General features: G+C 52.8%; 17 protein-coding genes. 8 read left to right on the top strand and 9 right to left on the bottom strand.

Annotated elements, in window-relative coordinates; all coding sequences use genetic code 11:
* Positions 1–47: 47 nt before the first annotated feature.
* From H8S02_RS06455 to H8S02_RS06445, 3 genes are read right to left on the bottom strand one after another with little or no spacing between them, the layout of a single operon-like run.
* The gene (locus tag H8S02_RS06455; protein ID WP_186969822.1) at positions 48–1,169 is read right to left on the bottom strand and encodes an ABC transporter ATP-binding protein; all 1,122 of its coding nucleotides are present in this window, start codon (positions 1,167–1,169) and stop codon (positions 48–50) included.
* A 55-nt stretch (positions 1,170–1,224) separates the two neighbouring features.
* Positions 1,225–3,057: an ABC transporter permease gene (locus H8S02_RS06450; RefSeq protein WP_186969821.1), complete on the bottom strand. Its 1,833-nt coding sequence runs from the start codon at positions 3,055–3,057 to the stop codon at positions 1,225–1,227.
* 4 nt (positions 3,058–3,061) lie between these two features.
* On the bottom strand, positions 3,062–3,832 hold the full coding sequence (locus H8S02_RS06445) for an HAD family hydrolase (protein WP_158576971.1): 771 nt from the start codon (positions 3,830–3,832) through the stop codon (positions 3,062–3,064).
* A 292-nt stretch (positions 3,833–4,124) separates the two neighbouring features.
* Between H8S02_RS06445 and H8S02_RS06440 the strand changes: the two genes are divergently transcribed.
* The 3 genes from H8S02_RS06440 to H8S02_RS06430 all read left to right on the top strand — a co-directional run bounded on the left by H8S02_RS06440 (position 4,125) and on the right by H8S02_RS06430 (position 7,105).
* Positions 4,125–4,988: a PfkB family carbohydrate kinase gene (locus H8S02_RS06440; RefSeq protein WP_243166438.1), complete on the top strand. Its 864-nt coding sequence runs from the start codon at positions 4,125–4,127 to the stop codon at positions 4,986–4,988.
* Between the two features lie 141 nt (positions 4,989–5,129).
* Entirely contained in the window at positions 5,130–6,191 is a 1,062-nt protein-coding gene (locus tag H8S02_RS06435; protein WP_118722659.1) for a LacI family DNA-binding transcriptional regulator, read from the top strand.
* A gap of 239 nt (positions 6,192–6,430) precedes the next feature.
* Positions 6,431–7,105, top strand: a complete 675-nt coding sequence (locus H8S02_RS06430) for a PHP domain-containing protein (protein ID WP_118685719.1) — start codon at positions 6,431–6,433, stop codon at positions 7,103–7,105.
* Positions 7,106–7,267: 162 nt separating this feature from the next.
* On the opposite strand, the gene H8S02_RS06425 is transcribed toward H8S02_RS06430, so the two are convergent.
* Positions 7,268–8,983: a recombinase family protein gene (locus tag H8S02_RS06425; protein WP_186969820.1), complete on the bottom strand. Its 1,716-nt coding sequence runs from the start codon at positions 8,981–8,983 to the stop codon at positions 7,268–7,270.
* A gap of 54 nt (positions 8,984–9,037) precedes the next feature.
* The gene (locus H8S02_RS06420) at positions 9,038–9,220 is read right to left on the bottom strand and encodes a hypothetical protein (RefSeq protein ID WP_118722656.1); all 183 of its coding nucleotides are present in this window, start codon (positions 9,218–9,220) and stop codon (positions 9,038–9,040) included.
* Between the two features lie 196 nt (positions 9,221–9,416).
* On the opposite strand from H8S02_RS06420, the gene H8S02_RS06415 reads away from it, so the two are divergent.
* Positions 9,417–9,632, top strand: coding sequence for a helix-turn-helix domain-containing protein (locus tag H8S02_RS06415; RefSeq protein ID WP_021899267.1), 216 nt, complete (start codon positions 9,417–9,419; stop codon positions 9,630–9,632).
* 38 nt (positions 9,633–9,670) lie between these two features.
* On the opposite strand, the gene H8S02_RS06410 is transcribed toward H8S02_RS06415, so the two are convergent.
* From H8S02_RS06410 to H8S02_RS06400, 4 genes are all read right to left on the bottom strand, one after another.
* The gene (locus tag H8S02_RS06410; protein ID WP_118722655.1) at positions 9,671–10,516 is read right to left on the bottom strand and encodes an ATP-binding protein; all 846 of its coding nucleotides are present in this window, start codon (positions 10,514–10,516) and stop codon (positions 9,671–9,673) included.
* Positions 10,513–11,193: a replication initiator protein A gene (locus tag H8S02_RS06405; RefSeq protein WP_158576968.1), complete on the bottom strand. Its 681-nt coding sequence runs from the start codon at positions 11,191–11,193 to the stop codon at positions 10,513–10,515. Before H8S02_RS06405 ends, H8S02_RS06410 begins: the two co-directional genes overlap by 4 nt.
* A 63-nt stretch (positions 11,194–11,256) precedes the next feature.
* Positions 11,257–11,475 (bottom strand): hypothetical protein, encoded by a 219-nt coding sequence (locus H8S02_RS12540; RefSeq protein WP_021899271.1) that lies wholly within the window; start codon positions 11,473–11,475, stop codon positions 11,257–11,259.
* Positions 11,476–11,495: 20 nt separating this feature from the next.
* A complete protein-coding gene (locus H8S02_RS06400) occupies positions 11,496–11,825 on the bottom strand; it encodes a plasmid mobilization protein (protein ID WP_021899272.1) in 330 nt (109 codons plus the stop codon).
* Between the two features lie 430 nt (positions 11,826–12,255).
* On the opposite strand from H8S02_RS06400, the gene H8S02_RS06395 reads away from it, so the two are divergent.
* The 4 genes from H8S02_RS06395 to H8S02_RS06380 all read left to right on the top strand — a co-directional run bounded on the left by H8S02_RS06395 (position 12,256) and on the right by H8S02_RS06380 (position 17,631).
* Positions 12,256–12,459: a DNA-binding protein gene (locus H8S02_RS06395; protein WP_118722653.1), complete on the top strand. Its 204-nt coding sequence runs from the start codon at positions 12,256–12,258 to the stop codon at positions 12,457–12,459.
* 197 nt (positions 12,460–12,656) lie between these two features.
* Positions 12,657–13,409, top strand: coding sequence for a hypothetical protein (locus H8S02_RS06390; protein ID WP_147357956.1), 753 nt, complete (start codon positions 12,657–12,659; stop codon positions 13,407–13,409).
* A complete protein-coding gene (locus tag H8S02_RS06385) occupies positions 13,396–14,988 on the top strand; it encodes a site-specific DNA-methyltransferase (protein WP_118722651.1) in 1,593 nt (530 codons plus the stop codon). Before H8S02_RS06390 ends, H8S02_RS06385 begins: the two co-directional genes overlap by 14 nt.
* A gap of 15 nt (positions 14,989–15,003) precedes the next feature.
* Positions 15,004–17,631: a DEAD/DEAH box helicase gene (locus H8S02_RS06380; protein ID WP_186969819.1), complete on the top strand. Its 2,628-nt coding sequence runs from the start codon at positions 15,004–15,006 to the stop codon at positions 17,629–17,631.
* Positions 17,632–17,714 lie beyond the last annotated feature (83 nt).

Here is a 17,714-nt window from a genome sequence, read left to right as displayed (position 1 = left end):
TCAGAGTTTTCCGCCCCCTTTTTATCCGATAAGCGTCTCTTTTCCGCTTATACCGAATACTTAATGAGGTTCGTGGACTTCTTGTCGAATACGTTGATCTTGTTCAGGTCGATGGACAGATAAACGACCTGGTCCGGATTGTAGTGCGTGATGCCGAGAGCCTTGATGACGAGGGATACGCCGCCGACCTTGACGGTGACGAGGGTCTCGGAGCCTGCCGGCATGGAGGTGTAGATGTGCGCCTCGATGTCCGAGGGAGACTGACGGGTGGTGTTGATGGAGAGCTGCTCGGGACGGATGCCGAGGACTGCGTCGAAGCTCTTTTCCTTCGGCAGCATGTCGGTGAGGTCCTTCTTCGGGAATACCATCTTGCCGAGCGGGCTGGTAACGGTCATGCCGTCCGGGCCGACCTCAGCCTTGCCGTCTGCGAAGTTGATGGACGGGTTGCCGATGAAGTCTGCGACATACAGGTTGACCGGGTTGTTGTACAGCTCGAGCGGATGGTCGACCTGAACGATGACGCCTTCCTTGAAGATGGCGATCTTGGTGGACATGGTCAGCGCCTCGACCTGGTCATGGGTTACATAGATCATGGTCGTACCGGTCTCGATATGCAGGCGCTTCAGCTCGGAGCGCATGTCTACGCGGAGCTTTGCGTCGAGGTTGGAAAGCGGCTCGTCCATCAGCAGCAGATGCGGCTCGGAAGCGATCGCACGAGCGATTGCAACGCGCTGCTGCTGGCCGCCGGACAGCTCGGACGGATAGCGGTCGACATACTGACCGATCTGCATGCGGGCAAGTGCGTCCTCGATGCGGCGGTCGACCTCGTCCTTGGGCAGCTTCTGAATGTTCAGGCCGAAGGCGATGTTCTCGCGCACGGTCATGTGCGGCCACAGAGCGTAGGACTGGAAAACCAGGTTGAGGTCGCGCTCGCTCGGGGGAGCGAAGTGAGCCTCGGCAGCGTTTACGATCTCCTTGCCGTTCATGAGGATGGTGCCGTTCTGCGGCTTCTCCAGACCGGATACAACGCGCAGCGTGGTGGTTTTGCCGCAGCCGGAAGGACCGAGCAGCGTCATGAAGTCGCCGTCCTCGATGGTGAGGTTAACGTCCTTCAGGATGTGGTTTTTGCCGTAGTATTTATCAATATGCTTTAATTCAATCTTGCTCATTACCCAAACTCCTTTTTCATTTCATCCGGGGGGGTTCTCTTGTTCCGATGCGGTATCAGCCGCCCATGCTCTTGGCGAGGTCTGCGTCGCCGAAGATGTTGGCCAGAGCGTAAACCAGGAATACGATGGAGAACATGACGATCGCTACGCAGTCAGAAGCCTGCGGAGAGTTACTGTTCTGGTACTGGAATGCCAGGTACGGCAGAGTGGAGGTCTTCGGGGTCATCAGGAGGATGATCAGGTCGAGTTCCTTCATGATGGAAACGAAGATCAGCATGAAGCCGGAGACAAAGCCGCCCTTGGAAAGCGGGAATACGATGCGGACGAAGCGCTTGAAGAAGCCTGCGCCTGCGATTTCAGCTGCCTCCTCGAGCTCGCCGCCGATCTGCAGCATGTTTGCAGTACCTGCACGGGATGCAAACGGCAGATGCTTGACAACAGAGGTGATGGTCAGCAGTGCGAAGGTGCCGTACAGGGACGGAACCAGGGTAACGCCGCCGATCTGCTGCGGGGTGGAGAACATGGAGAGGAAGATGCCGCCGAATGCGATGGACGGGATCAGATACGGGATGAATACCAGCTGCTCAACAACCTTGCCGTGCAGCTTGCCGCGGCCCTTCGCGCAGATATAACCGATGATCTGGCCGAAGATGGTGCCGAATACGCCGTTGACGAAGGTCAGCTTGAGCGAGTTGATCAGAGAGTTGATGAAGTTCTCGTTCTTGAAGATACCCGGCTGGCCTTCCATGATGTTCGCGATCGGATCGCCGATCCAGTAATGCAGCGTGAGGTTGGACAGAGAGTAGTCGCCCTCACGGAGCATGAAGGACTCGAGGATGAGCAGCGCGATCGGCATGATGATACCGAAGATGAAGAACACGATCAGGATCGCGGTGATGAGCGGCTTGTGCTTGCCGAGGCGAAGCGGAGTGGAACGGCCGCCCTTGCCGCCGATGGTGGCGTAGGACTTGCGCGAACCGATGAGCTTCTGGTTGACGAAGACCGAAATCGACGCGATGCAGATCATGATGAGCGCCATTGCGAACGCGGTCTGGGTGTTCTGGGACTTGCTGTTCATGTACAGCTGGCTGGACAGGGTAACGAAGTTTACCTTGGAGCCTAAGTAGTTGATAACGCCGAAGGTGCCGATGGCCTTGGAGAAGGTCAGGATGATCGCCGACAGCATGGACGGAAGTACGAGCGGAAGGGTGATCTTGCGCAGGATGGTCGCCTTGCCGGCGCCCTGAATCTCGCCCATTTCCTCAAGCTCGGAGTTGATCGAGTTGAGCGCTGCGGATACGAGCAGGTACGCATATGCGTAATAGTGGAGCGAGAGCACCGCGATGATCGCGACCGGGCCGTAAGCCAGCCAGTCGGGAACGTTGATGCCCATGCTCATCAGGAAGCCCGGGGCACCGCCGATACGCTCGGTCTTGAACATGGTCAGCCATGCCTGAGACTTACACCAGCTGGGGATCATGTACGGGATGATAACAGCCAGCGAGAAGAACGGCTTGAACGGAAGATCGGTACGAACCATCAGCCACGCGAGGACCGAGCCGATCATGATAGCGAAGAACGATACGCAAACGCCGATCAGCAGCGAGTTGAGCAGCGGCTGGAGCAGCATCTGCTTGGTCAGCGAGCTGCCGAGCAGTCGCTGCCAGTAGTACAATGTAAAGTCGCCAGCGGCGCCGCCTGCGAGGCGGGCATCCTTCTGAGCGAGGGTGAACGAGGTGGAGATCATGTCCAGCAGCGGGAGCACGATCAGGTAAGTCAGCAGCACAATCGCGATCAGCACGATCACGTTGTAGGGGTTGGTAACAACCGCCTTAATCTGGTTTTTCAGACGTCTGGACTTGGAATAGTTCTGATCCTTTGGTTTCATTCTATCAAGTTCCCTCCTTCAGCTTACGATTAAATTCTTCCACAGCCGGGAGGATCTCGGCGAGCGTCTTGATCTCGACGTCGGCCTTGTATCCCATGCCGCGGTATTTTTCGTCTTTGTGATAGATGCGGGGGTTATCGATCTGGATCATCAGAGGCCATCCGGCATTGCTGATGCCGCGAACGTCGCGCGAGATCGTGTCTCCCACATACGCGGCCTCCTCCTTCGGGATGCCCATTTCCTTCAGCGCAATGTCGAAAATGTCAGCTCTCGGCTTTCGGATTCCGCATACGCTGCTCATTGTCAGTGTTTCGAAATACTGTCTGACGCCGTGCTCCTCAAGGATGCGCGGTACAAACGTGGTGCTCATGATGTTGGAGATGACACCGAGACGGTATCCTGCGTCCTTCAGACCTTTTAATGTCTCCTCCAGGCCCTCGCGCTTTACGATGTGCTTGCGCCAGCGGTCGAACATGTAGCAAAGGTCTTCGCCGAGTCCGGCGAGCTTTTCTGCGGGGATGTGGAAGTCGGCCAGGAAGAACTCCTGCCAGATCCGGTCGGCCGGTATCTCGATCAGCTCTTCTTCCGTATATGCCTTGTACGCCTTTGCACCTTTATTAATGTGCTCCAGCAGCTCGTCGGGGGTGTCCGCTGTGCGGATGCCGTGCTCCTCCAGATACCTCCAGAGGCGCTCCTTGTAGTCCCGGTCACTTTCCGGCGTGGCGTCCTGTGTGTGTACCGTGCCGCCGATGTCGAAGAAAACCGCTTTAATCATAACAGCTCCCCTTTTTCTTTTATACTCTTTTCTTTCATACTCTTTCGGTCTGTGCTTTTACTCTTTTACGAAAATTTTTACGCAAACGTTTTCGTTCCATGTCCATACCCTACCACCATCTCGCCCCGTTGTCAATAGAAATCCTTCATCTTTTCCATTTTTCATGAAAACCTCCCCCAGTATTTTGTGATTATTGCACAGTTGTATTTTTGTTTTTCATACGCTATACTGTAATCAACGCAAACGTTTCCGTAGTAATTCGAAAAGAGTGATTGCTATGAAATACGATCTTATGTTGATTGGACCCGCAACAAGGGACGTTAATATTGACTATACCGGCAAGGAAGTCCACGAAATCGGCGGCGCCGTTTTCTTCTGCTCCGCAGCAGCCAAGGCGGCTGGCGCAAACCTTTTCGCTTCGGTTAAGATCCACCCGGACGACACCGATATCATCGATGCGTTCAAGCTGGACAGCGACCACGTCGCCATCCTGCCGAGCGAAACCACCACGCTCATGCAGAACACCTACTTCACCGCTGACCGCGAACGCCGCAAGGCGGAATGCCTCGCCCAGTCCGGCCCCATCACGCCGGATCAGATCCCCGAGGTCGACTGCGGCCTGTATCATCTGGCAGGTCTGCTGTACGGCGATTTCCCGAACGAGCTGATCGTCGAGCTGAAAAAGCGCGGCAAGGTCTCTGCGGATATTCAGGGCTTCCTCCGTCATAACGAGGGCGGCCTGATGAACTTCCACGACTGGTCGGACAAGCTCGAATATCTGAAATACTTCGATTTTCTCAAGACCGACGCCGCAGAGGCTGAGATCCTCACCGGCCTGACCGACCGCCGCGAGGCTGCAAAGCAGCTGTATGCGTGGGGCGCAAAGGAAATCCTCATCTCCCACAACAGCGAAATGCTCGTCTATGACGGCAAGGACTTCTTCACCTGCCCGGTCAAGGCGCGCAACCTCTCCGGCCGCACCGGACGCGGCGACACCACCTTCGGCGCCTACCTTGCAAAGCGCATGACCGGCAGCCCGATCGCGGAGGCTCTGCTCTTCGCTACCGCAGCGGTTTCCCTGAAGATGGAAGCACCCGGCCCGCTCTCTGCATCCGAGGCCGACATCCAGAAGTATATCGACGAATTCTATGCCTGATTTCATATGAATTCGACCATCATTTTTCACAAAAATCACTGAAATCCCAGCGTGAACGGCTTAATCCCTTGTCTTTCACCTGCAAATACGCTATCATTATGGCAGTACCCTGATACTGCCGAAGAGACGGAGGCAACGGGTATGGAACGATCCGTAAGATCAAGGAAGGAAGCTGCAAGCCATATGCGCCACGTAACCATTAAAGATATCGCCCGTATTGCCGGCGTCTCCACTTCGACCGTATCCCGCGCCCTCAGCGGCTCCAAGGAGCTGAGCGAGGCAACGCGCGAGCGGATCGTAAAGATCTGCAACGAACAGGGCTATCGCGTCAACGCGCTCGCGCGCAGTCTCATCCGCAGCCGTACCAACGTAATCGGTCTCATCGTTCCCGAGGTGACCAATCCTTTTTATGCCGAGGTTTCGCTCGGCATCGAAACGCACGCCCGCCAGCTGGGCTATAATGTCATGCTGTGCAACAGCCAGCAGGACACCAAGACCACTGAGGAGCTGTTCGGCTTTCTCACCAGCCACCAGGTGGACGGCATTATTCTCGCCAATTCCCACAGCGACGCGCCCCGCTGGATCCAGCAGTTCGCGCCGCATCTTCCGACCGTGCTCCTCGGCACACCCGCCTCTCTGAGCGGCGACGAGGTCAACTCGGTCTGCGTCGACAATCTGGCAGGCGGCCGCCTTGCGGCGGAATACCTGCTGTCGCTCGGCCACCGGAGCATCGCCTATCTCGGCCACCGTTCCGGCAGCCTGACCCATCAGCTGCGACTGCGCGGCTTTATGGAGGTGCTCGGGAAGGAAGGCCTTACGCCTACCGTCATCGAGAACACCGCAGACTCCTCTTCCATCGGCGCCGGCTATGAGCTGAGCCGCAAGCTGTTCAACGAGGGCTGCCCCCATACCGCCATTTTCGCCGCAACCGACTCACTCGCCCTCGGCGCCATGCAGGCGGCCGACGAGTTCGGCATTTCCATCCCGGACGACCTTTCGCTTCTTGGCTTCGACAATATCATCTATTCGTCCCTGCCCAAGATCACCCTGTCCACCATCGACCAGAGAAAGTCTCTGCTCGCAGAGGCTGCGGTCGATATCCTCACCCAGATCATCGAGTCCGATGAACGGGATGAGTTCACCCACCGCATGATCCGCCCGGCGCTCATCCGCCGCTCTTCATGCGCATCCATCGTCGACTGAGCGAGAGCAGACTCGCACGGCACAGGACGAACTTCACACACTCGTCTCTTTCTCACACACTCACTTCACACACCATATGCTGCCGTGTGCCCCTGCAACCGCTTTTTCTGAACCATACCAACTTTTTGAACAGCTCGCCCCGACCGGCAACGGTTCAAAAGAACACAAGCTGCCGTTCCTGCGGCAGCCTTTGTTTTGCCGCAAAAGCGCTGTTCACTCCCGGAAAAGGAGAGATAATCATGTACAAAATCGAAACGCACCTCCACACGACCTATATTTCCCACTGCGGCTGGCTCGGCGCACAGGCCATCATGAAGGCGTATTCCGCCGCCGGCTACGACGCCATCTGCGTGACCGACCACTACAACCGTGATACCTTCGACTACATCGAAATGGACCTGTCCACCCCGGGCAGCAAGACCCGCGACTTCCTGCTCGGCTACCACCGTCTCAAGCGCGAGGGCGAAAAGTACGGCATCCGCGTCTATGCGGGCGCTGAGCTTCGCTTTGACGGCTCTCAGAACGACTACCTGCTGTACGGCTTCCATGACGAGCTGCTGGCCGACCCGGAGCGCGTCATGAGCGAGGGTCTGGAGGCGTTCGCGCCCAAGTACCGCGCAGACGGCGCGCTGCTCATTCAGGCGCATCCCTTCCGCAACAAGTGCACTCCGGCGCCCGCCGAGCTGCTCGACGGCGTCGAGGTCCTCAATCTCAATCCGCGCCACGACAGCCACAATGACCTTGCGCTCGCTTACGCCGAGGAGCATCATCTGCTCATGACCGCCGGTTCGGACTGCCATCGCCCCGGCGACGAGGGCACGACCGGCATCCTTGCCGAAACCCTCCCCGAGGACAGCTTCGGCTACGCCGACCTCATCCGTTCGGGTAAATATACCCTCATCCGTCCCGAATAACGACTCCTTCTATTCCTTTTCATCTATATCACTCGCTGAGGACGGGCCGCAGAGCCCGTCCTCAGTCTGTCGCAAAACCAGCGTTTCGCCGACAGGCTGTGTTCTGAATATGCACGAAAAAAGCCTTCCCGTTTTTTGCCGGGAAGGCTTGATTTTTTCACCTTATCGGGTCGTTCTGGTCAAAAGCGCGACGGTCTCGACAGATGCCCCGCATTCATCAAATTGCGTGAGCACCTTTTGCTCAATGGGAAACTTGTACGCAATCGCCTTTACAAAGCGTTTCTGCGTCTTTTGTTCCTCACGCGGAAACAACTCAACCTCGGAAATCAGGTATTTCACAAGGTCGCGCCGCTCTGCCGCATTCATTCTATCATAGATTGCGTCAAAAGACGAGAGGATTCCGATCATCGATTGTACAGACATCTGCTCGCTTTCCAGAGTTGCCTTTTTCATCAGGCTCTCTTGCAGCAGATCCTCCGCCTTATAAATCTGGTCATAGAGGTCATTCAGGCGGCGCGTCATATCTGCGCGGCGGCGCTCTGCATACTTGTCATCCGGGGCAATGCGGTCAATATCCCGCTCCAAGCTGTCGCGGCTGCGCTGTAATGCAGATAGCTGGTTTTTATAGGCGGTAATGTCATTCTCGACCTCGGTCATGTCCACGGCGGTCATTACCTTTTCCTGCAAATCCTTGATAAACTGCGGATTGCGGACAATCTTCCGGGTGTACTCCATCACCTCGTCCTCAACCTGACTGGCAACCACACCATTCCTGCGGCAGACCGAAGTCCCCCTGTGTTTTGTCGCATAGGAGCAGACATATGATTCTGTGCGGCGCTCCGTGCCGTCCTGATTTGTCCACTTGGTCATGCCGATGTACATAGGTGCGCCGCATTGCGGACATTTTACGATACCGGAAAGCAAATGTGCATTATACTGACCGATGTTATGATTACCCTTTTTCCCGCGAATGGCTTTGATCTCCTGAACCTTGTCAAAATCCTCTTTGGAAACAAACGCCTCATGGGAAATAACCTCACTCAAAATATACTCGTCCTGCTTCACAAGTCGATATTCGTTATCTTTGCCGGGAACTTTCTCTGTCCGTCGCTTTCCCCATGCCACGCGCCCCGTATAAACCGGATTGCTAAGCATTCTCTTGATGTGGTCAGAACTCCACTCTCCATAGCTGGGGCGGATGGCATTCTTTGCCGGTGGGCGAGTATAACCGTTTCGATTGAGATAGCCCGAAATTGCCGTGTAGCCCATGTTGCGATTCAGGAACATATCAAAAACCAGTTGCACGACAGTCTTTTCTTCCGGGACGGTCTCCAATTTCCCTTTACTCTTGTCATCGCCCTTTACCAGACGATACCCATAGGGTGCAAAGCCGCCGTTCCAGCCGCCGGACTTTGCTTTTTCCTCGCGCCCCAAAAGGCTCTGTGCAATGATGTTCTCGCGCTCCAACTCAGCTACCGCACCGAGAATGGTAATCATCATTTTTCCCATAGAGGTTGAGGAATCAAGCCCATCTTCTACGCACATCAGGTGAACGCCGTATTTCATAATGAACTCAAGGGAGTTCAACACATCCCGCGCATTTCTGCCAAACCGCGATAATTTGAAAACCAGCACATAGTCCGTATGGACTTTTCCGCTCTGAATGTCATCCAGCATCCGCTGGAATTCCGTCCGCCCCTCGATACTCTTGCCACTTTTGCCTTCTTCAACGTAGGTATCAAGAACGGTCATACCCCGACGCTCGGCGCATTCAGCCAGATAGTGTTTCTGCCCGTCCAGACTATACCCCTTTACCTGACGCTCACTGCTGACGCGGATATAGATAACACACGATTTGCCCTCTTTCGTATTATACATAGATTTCCTCCTATTGCAGGACCGGGCGGTCATCGACCGCCCGGAATACTCTGCTCAGATTTTCTGATTTTCCTTTTCTGCGGCAGCATATTTAATCAGGATTTGTGCCAGAACATTGATAAAGTTCTGGTAGCAGTCTCTCTGCTCTGCTGTCATCTGAATCACGCTCTCCTTGGGAAAGCGAAGCTCAGTTCCATTGTTTGCAGTGTAGCTCTTGTAGTTTTCGTTTTCTACCATGTAATCACTCCATTTGACGTTATGTTCGTCAGCCGAATGAAGTGCCGCTCTTTCAATGGTAACTCAGCAGTTACTATTATATGCTATTTCCAATCATGGGTCAATAGCTCCGGAGCGATTCTCCGGTAACTCCTGAATTGACATTTCTGCTTGCTCTCATGTATAATTACTTTGAAAATCCCCGGAGGTGAAGTCAATGAGTATGGCTCAGGTTATCCGGGCTGCTATGAAGAAGCAAGGCGTAACTGTCAGTCAGCTTTCAAGGCAGCTTGGCTGCACAACCCAAAATATCAGCGGCAAAATGCGCCGTGACAATTTCAGGGAAAGCGAGTTGCAGGAAATAGCGGCGGCTATCGGCTGTCGGTTTGAAGGTCGTTTTATTTCAGAAGAAACAGGAAAGCCGGTTGAATAATATTCCTGTCTCATGGGTGGGTAAGCTGCTGCAACAGCTTACCCATTCAGCATTTCTGCGGCTTTTTTGATATTCGCGCTGGCATTGCCTTTACGGAAGTTCTCCCCGTCGAAGCGGATCGGGACGCAGACCTCCAAGATGCGGTCATAAATTCGGCGGTCATCCAGATCGGCAGCCTGCTTCATAACGGAAAGCGGAATATTGGTCGTGACGATCATGGGCTTGCCTGTCAGCAGCCGCTTGTCAACCACATCGAATACGCGCTCCTTGCCGAAGCTGGTGTTACGCTCTGCACCCAAATCATCCAGAATGAGGAGGTCAGGGCGCATAAGCGATTTCATATAATGGTCGCGGTTTGTGCCGAAATTGCCCTGCATACGGTTGACCACGTCGGACATTCCCACAAAGAGGACAGACTCCAAACGGTCAATTAGAGCGTTGGCAATGCAGCCAGCGGCATAGGATTTTCCCGTGCCGACATTCCCGAACAGGAGCAGCCCGATTCCCGCTTTTTTGAACTCGTCCCAGTTCTGCGCGTAACCCCTCAACTTTGCAAGCTGGGGCGTTGTAACTGCGGCTGACTCAAACCGCCAGCCAGAGGCGGGCATATCGCGGAACGCCTCGCTGCGGAGCATCGTCATGTAGGACATTCGCTCATATTCCCGGCGTTCGGCTTCTTCCCGTTCTCGGCGCTCGGCAGCACACTTGCACATAACCGGGTGCTTGGTAAAACCCTGTGCCTGAAGGTCTGCGGGATAAAAGGCTTCTTTCGGCGTGTGGCACTTGCCGCAGTATTTCAGCTCATCGGCAGGATTGATGTAATCGTCAGGTGCGGCATTAGCAGCTTCAACGGTATCAACCATTTTCGTAAAAATTGGATTCATAGACACTCTCCCTCGTTATCGTCGTAGGTGTAGTTTTTCGCGCTCATGCCCTTGCTGTCCTCGTCCAACCACTTCTTGATGGTGGCGTAATGATTGGCATAGTGCCTGTCATTGGAAGCCATGTACCGGGACAGCCTCTCAATGTATTCGGCAGCTTTGCCGGGATAAGCCATTTCCAGCCGGGAACATTCCTCGCCTGACAGGAAAACATTTTGAAACTCTCCATATCGGCGGCGCGTACTCTCTACTCTTTCGGTCTTACTATGTTCTTTATACTCTGCATCAGTATTACTTGTGGGCAATTTCTGCCCCATGCAAGGGGAAGAATTCTGCACATCCATTGGGCAGATATTGCCCTCTGGACGGGAAGAAACCTGCACCCTGTCTGGGATTTGCAGAAAGATGCGGTTCGCCTGATTCCAGCCCTGACGGACGCGGGTGATCAGCCCGGCATTTTCCAGCTCCCGCAGGGCGGTCTTGACCGTCCGCTCACTCCGGTCTAGGTCATCCGCCATCTGCTTGATCGTATAGATCACATACACATTCCCATCCTCGGACACCCAGCCGCTTTTTTGGGAAAGCATGGTGCGGTTGAGAAGCAGTCCGTAAAGCAGCTTTGCGTTGATGGAGTATTCGCCCGCCAGTATGAAGCGCGGCAAGGGAATGAACGGCGGCAACGCGGTGTTCAGTTTGAAATAGATTTTTCATCACATCCTCTCTGGTCTGGTGTGATACGGCTGCTATGGCGGTTTTCTGTCAGGTCCGCGAGGGGAGTACGCAGATGTACCACCCTTTTTTGCCCTCTTTGACTGATAATGCGGGCAAATAACGACAACCGTCCGGAAACTCTGCTTGCAATCGTGGACGCAGCGGCGGCAGAGCGTGTTGTACGCCTTGCGTCCCCGGTCATTCAGGAAGAACGACCATTCCAGCTTTTTTGATTTACTCATGCGCGGCATATCTGTACTCCTTTCCCGAATTACAATTCGTTTCTCTGCTGTACTTTCAGCAGCTCCCATACGTCAGCCATTCGCTCTTTCAGTTCGGCAACGTCATCCTCGTAAACGTGACCGGTGCTGTTGATGCGGCGGCAGACGTGGTTGATGTTTGTGGCAATCCTGTTGACAGCGGCAGCTAACTTTTTCTGCTCGGTGTAATCGACCTTGATGATGTACCCGTCAATCAGCATTTTTCGGGCATACGCGCCGAAGTTGCGGGTGCCAAGCTGGTTCATCTTGTGGCGAACCATGCTCAATTCCTGCTCATTCAGGCAGATTTCTTTGCGGATGGGTCGTGTGCGGTCTGGCATATCAAAGAACTCCTTTCACTTTACAACGGACACCTTTTTGCCGTTTGTTGAGTATGGCGGCAAAATTTTTTCTTTTCACTTTACAACGGACAATTTTTAGTCAAAACGCAGGTATCGAAATGAGAAATTTTCAAAAAATATGCGCCCCTGCTTTTGCGAAAGCGGGAGCGCGTTGTATCTGCGGATATGAGATTTGAGAGAGTAGCAAGCACATCCGGTGTCCGTACACACCGAAAAAATGAGCGTTTCAGCCTTGTAGCCGATACGCCCATTTTGATTTTTGGGGAATCCCCACACCCCTTTCATGTCTGAATTGAAAATACTTCCTGAACTTTTCAGAAAGCCCTTGTTTTTATTCGCTTTGACGATTATAATTATACTGTGATTTTATAAGCAGATACAGAACTGAACTGCAACAGGAGTATCGCCCATGAAGTATTTATCTATCGCGCAAACCGCCGAACGCTGGGGTATCTCCACCCGCCGTATTCAGATTTTGTGCGGCGAGGGGCGCGTCCCCGGTGCTATCCGCATTGGCTCGGTCTGGGGGATTCCAGAGGACGCAGAGAAGCCAGCGGACGCGAGAATCAAGAACGGCAAGTATATCAAGAAGCCCGTCGAAAATGAAAAATGAGCCGCAGATTATATCAGCGACTCTAACTCGAAATAATGGGGTCTATTCCACCTCGCGGGTGCGAATGGGCGCACTGATCCCTTGGTTACGACTCTACCCAAATCGTCGATTCGACAAACGATGACAGCGTTGGACAAAGATTTAGTCCTTCCGATACACAACAGGTCCTTTACAGGATGTTCAAGAAGGAGTTAGACATGGAACGCACGGCACTCTTTGAGTTTATTTGCGACCACATACAGGAGTTTTCTCTGTTGGTGGCGGCAATATCCGCTCTTATTGCGGCAATTACTGCAATAGCTGCATTTATGGCAAATCATCAAAACAAAAAGCAGTATAAAGACAGTATTCAGCCACAACTCAGCATGAGTCTTGTTGAGTTCAACTCCATTTTATACTTGCGCATAAAAAATTCAGGGCAAACCGCCGCAAAAAATATAGAGATCAGAATAACAGGAATCAAAAACAACGGCAACTCCAATAATCTCTATCTTGACGATCTTTTTAAAGGAACATTTGAGCTTTATCCAGAAGAAGTCGTACAAGGCAAAGTCGCAATATGCGGTAGGAATATAGCGCAATCTGTATTTCCGCAGGTGGAGGTTTCTGTGTCTTACCGAGTTGATGGAGCAAAAAAGAGTACTGCCTACAAAAGAACGGTAACTTATCTCAGTGCTTATACGGAGAAAATTTCAGCGGATATAAACCTTGATACAAGACAAATGGAGGATTCCCTCAAAAGCATAGCGAGGGCATCTGTTCGGACTGCAAATTATCTGGACGGTCGGCAAGTTGCGCCATTTGACGAATTAAACATTTTAGCCGGATGTTCACTGAAAACTGATTTACTTGGCGTGCTTCACAAAGAGCCGGAAACAGTTCTTTCTCGCGCTGAAACCATAGAAGAAGCTCTTGGCAGCAATAAGGAGGATACCCATGCCAACACTTGAATGGATTGGAAAAAGCAAGGTGATCAATCACCATCAGGACGTGCCGTTTCGGGTGTTGGAGCGCAAGTATAGCTTTGATGAAAACGGACAGCACAACGAGGACAACGGCAGCGAAAACATGATCATTCGGGGCGATAATCTGGAAGCCCTGAAAGCGCTGCTGCCCCGGTATGAGGGGCGCGTCAAGTGCATTTACATTGATCCACCCTACAACACTGGCAACGAGGGCTGGGTTTACAACGATAATGTCAACGACCCGAAGATCAAAAGATGGCTGGGCGAGGTTGTCGGCAAAGAGGGCGAGGATTTGACCCGCCACGACAAGTGGCTGTGCATGATGTACCCGCGGCTGAAGCTGTTGCAAAAGCTGCTGGCGGACGATGGTGTTATTTTCATCAGCATTGATGATAATGAAATAAAGTATTTGCGTCTGATTTTAGATGAGATATTTGGCGCTAACTGCTTTGTCCATGAAATTATTTGGAAGAATAAATACGGTCCGGGAGCATTTACCCGTGGTGTAGGAAACGTTCACGAGTATATTGTCTGCTATTCGAAGCAACCTCTACTTTCTGTTGCTGCGCCGCTGTCCGAGGAAGAAATCAAGAAATACAAAATGAAGGACGATAAGTTTGAGGTGCGTGGTGGCTTCATCACGCAGCCGCTTGCAACACGAAGCAAAGATGATCGCCCTAATTTGGTATACCCGGTCTATCACAATGGAGTGGAAATATACCCCGATAAACAGTGGATATGGGAGAAATCTCGCTTGTATCAAGCTATTGAAAATGATGAAGTTGTATTTAGCGAAAACAGTGGAAAATGGAGCGTTCGATTCAAGCAGTACTTAAAAGACGAGAATGGTGTTATGCGTTTGGGAAAACCAATATCCATTTTAACAGGACCCTATAACCAAGATGGAACGAAAGAAATTGAAACGATTTTTGGCAAAAAGGTCTTCAACAACCCCAAACCGAAAGAATTGATAAAGTACTTACTTTCATTTGTGTTTGATGGAAAGGATGATAAAGACGGGATATATTTGGATTCCTTTGGAGGTTCGGGAACGACTGCTCATGCTGTATTAGACCTCAATAGGGATGGAGGAAATAGAAAGTTCATTCTTGTTGAAATGGGTGACTACGCCGACAGCATCACCGCCGAGCGCGTGAAGCGTGTGATCCGTGGCTATGGCGAAGGCAAGAACGCCGTGGAGGGTACGGGCGGCAATTTCAGCTTCTATGACCTAGGCGAACCACTGCTGGTGGGCGATTGCCTGAACGAAGCCGTTGCCCCAGAGAAAATCCGCGAATACATCTGGTTCATGGAAACCAAGCAGCCCTACGCCCCGCCCAGCGGCGGCAACCCGTATTACCTCGGTCAGCACAACAACACTGGCTATTACTTCTACTACGAGCCGCAGCGCGTGACGGTGCTGGATTATACGTTCCTTGCCACCATCACGGAAAAGACCAGCGGCACGATCATTTACGCCGACCGCTCCTCAATCACGGAGGACAAGCTGGCGCAGATGGGCATTGTATTCAAGAAAATCCCACGGGACATCAGCAGACTGTAAGGGGGGTGACAATGTATGGAAATGAAAGGGTATCAGAAAGCGGTCATATCGGATTTGACGCATTATCTGGAACTGTTGAACGAAACGCAGAACTATATGACAGCGTTTGAGCAGTTCTGGCGGGAAAAGAGCGCACCGGGATTAGGGCTATACCGAAACGTTATAGCCGGGGTTCCGAACCTGTGCATCAAGGTGCCGACAGGCGGCGGTAAGACCTTTATCGCCTGCAACGCCATTCGCCCGGTGTTTGACGCACTCCCCGTCACCAAGACGAAAGCGGTTGTCTGGCTTGTCCCGTCAGAAGCCATTCTGACGCAGACGGCGAAAGCCCTGAAAGATACGTCCCACCCCTACCGTCAGAAAATCGACGTGGATTTTGGCGGGCGCGTGGAGGTCTACACCAAGCAGGAGCTTCTGAACGGGCAGAACTTCAATCCCACGGCGGTCACAGAGCAGCTTTCTATTATGGTGCTGTCCTACGATTCGTTCCGCACCAGCAGAAAGGACGGGCGTAAGGCGTTTCAGGAAAACAGCAACCTCGCGGAGTTCCCCAAGGTACTAGGAAAACCTGACAGCCCCATTGAGGGCGCGGACGAAACCGCCCTGTTCCAGATTATCAACCAGCTTAACCCGCTTGTCATCGTGGACGAGAGCCACCATGCCCGTTCGGATTTGAGCCGGGAAATGCTGGCGAATTTCAATCCGTGCTTTGTGCTGGACCTGACCGCCACGCCGCGCAAGGACAGCAATATTATCTCCCATGTGGACGCGGTACAGCTAAAGACCGAACACATGGTAAAGCTGCCCGTCATCGTCTACAACCGCGACAGTCAGGCAGAGGTCATTCTGGACGCAATCGACCTGAGAAACAAGCTGGAAGAACTCGCCGCAGCCGAATATGCCGTGAGCAAAAAATATATTCGCCCCATTGTGCTGTTTCAGGCAGAGCCGAAAGGCAAGGAAGAAGCCACTACCTTTGAGAAAATCCGCGAAAAGCTGATTGCCTATGACATACCCGCAGAGCAAATCGCCATCCGCACAGCGGACGTGAACGAGCTAAAAAACACCGAACTCATGTCCGCAGACTGCCCGATTCGCTATATTATCACGGTCAACGCATTGAGCGAGGGATGGGACTGCCCCTTTGCCTATATTCTTGCGTCTATTGCCAACAAGACAAGTCAGGTTCAGGTGGAGCAGATTTTGGGACGTATCCTGCGTCTGCCCCACACCACCCAGCACAGGCAGTCATCCCTGAATATGTCCTATGTGCTGACATCTTCCAATGATTTCAACGAAACCGTAAAAGGCATCATTCAGGGCTTGAATGACGCAGGTTTCAGCGATAAGGATTATCGCGTTTCCGAGCCGCCTACGCCGAAAGCCCCTGACCCAGTGCAAATCACGATTGATAATGGGTGTTCCAAAAAGGAAACCCCTTTGGAATCGCCCGAAGAGGACGTTTCCGGTGTGGACTGGACGTTAGTCAATGAAGAATACCAGCGGCGCAGAGAAGCGGAGAAATCACCTGAAACCACCCCGAAAGCCGACAGTATGCTATCCGAAGCAGAAAGCGCGGGACAAGCCTACAATGCCGCGATCCAGCAGTCGGGCAATGACCCCTATCTGCAAAAAACGCCGTGGGAGGTGCGGGAACAGATGCCTACATTCGCTGTCAAGTCGGAATTCCGGGAAGATATTGAGCGCCTTGTCATCCCGCAGTTCTTTGCAGTTATTCCGAATACGCTGTTTACGGATGGTTCTCATGTGCTGCTGGATGAAGCGCAGCTTTCCGAGGGCTTCACGCTGAAAAACAAGGACTGCGACATTGATTTTGCCGCAGCGGATGATGGAATCGTTAAGGTGGATATTGAGAACAAGGAAAACGGCTTGCCCCGTGTGTTCAAAATGTCCAGCCCGGAGCAGCAGTATTTCAAGGAATACTTCAACAGTCTGCCCCCGGAAAGCCGGGTACGCCAGTGCAAGGAAATTATGCTCCGTCAGCTTAACAAGCTGAATGGCGTGGACGCTGCCGAACTGAAAGCCTACATAGAGCGCATTGTCGGCAACATGAGCAAGGACCAGCTTGCAGCAATGGAGAAAGCGCCGCTTGGCTATGCAAAGAAAATCAAGGACAAGGTGCAAGCCCTGTTGGAGCAGCATTGCCGGGAGAACTTCTCCGACTGGCTCTCCACCGAACGCATTGTATGCTTGCCGTATTATCGTCTGCCAGACGCAATTCATCCCGCTGCGCATACGGACATCTACGCGAAATCGCTGTACCAGGCAGAGGACGGCGATATGAACAAGCTGGAACAAAAGCTGATTATGGAATTGACCGCCTTGCCGAATGTGCGCTGGTGGCACAGAAACATTTCCCGTCAGGGCTTCTGTATCAACGGCTATATCAATCACTATCCTGATATTCTGATTTTGACGGAAAAGGGCAAGATCATCTTTGCGGAAACCAAGGGCGAACACCTGAAAAATGATGACAGCCGGGAGAAAATCGACCTCGGCGCAATGTGGAGCGGTCATGCAGGAAACCAGTATCGGTATTTCATGGTGTTTGAAAAGGATGCCGACCTGCCAAAAGGAGCAGTCAGCATGAGCAAGTTTGTTGAGATTGTCGCGGCGCTGTGAATCCCGTTTCTGGGCGATTCTGACAGGCGGCAATGACGCACTGTTCATAACAGCCCCTATGCGGTTTCGCGGAACCGGACGGG

It is taken from the genome of Agathobaculum hominis (assembly GCF_014288055.1).
GTDB classification, from domain to species: domain Bacteria; phylum Bacillota; class Clostridia; order Oscillospirales; family Butyricicoccaceae; genus Agathobaculum; species Agathobaculum hominis.
The sequence above is the reverse complement of the archived record's forward strand: the minus strand, read 5'-3'. Positions and strand labels throughout refer to the sequence as shown.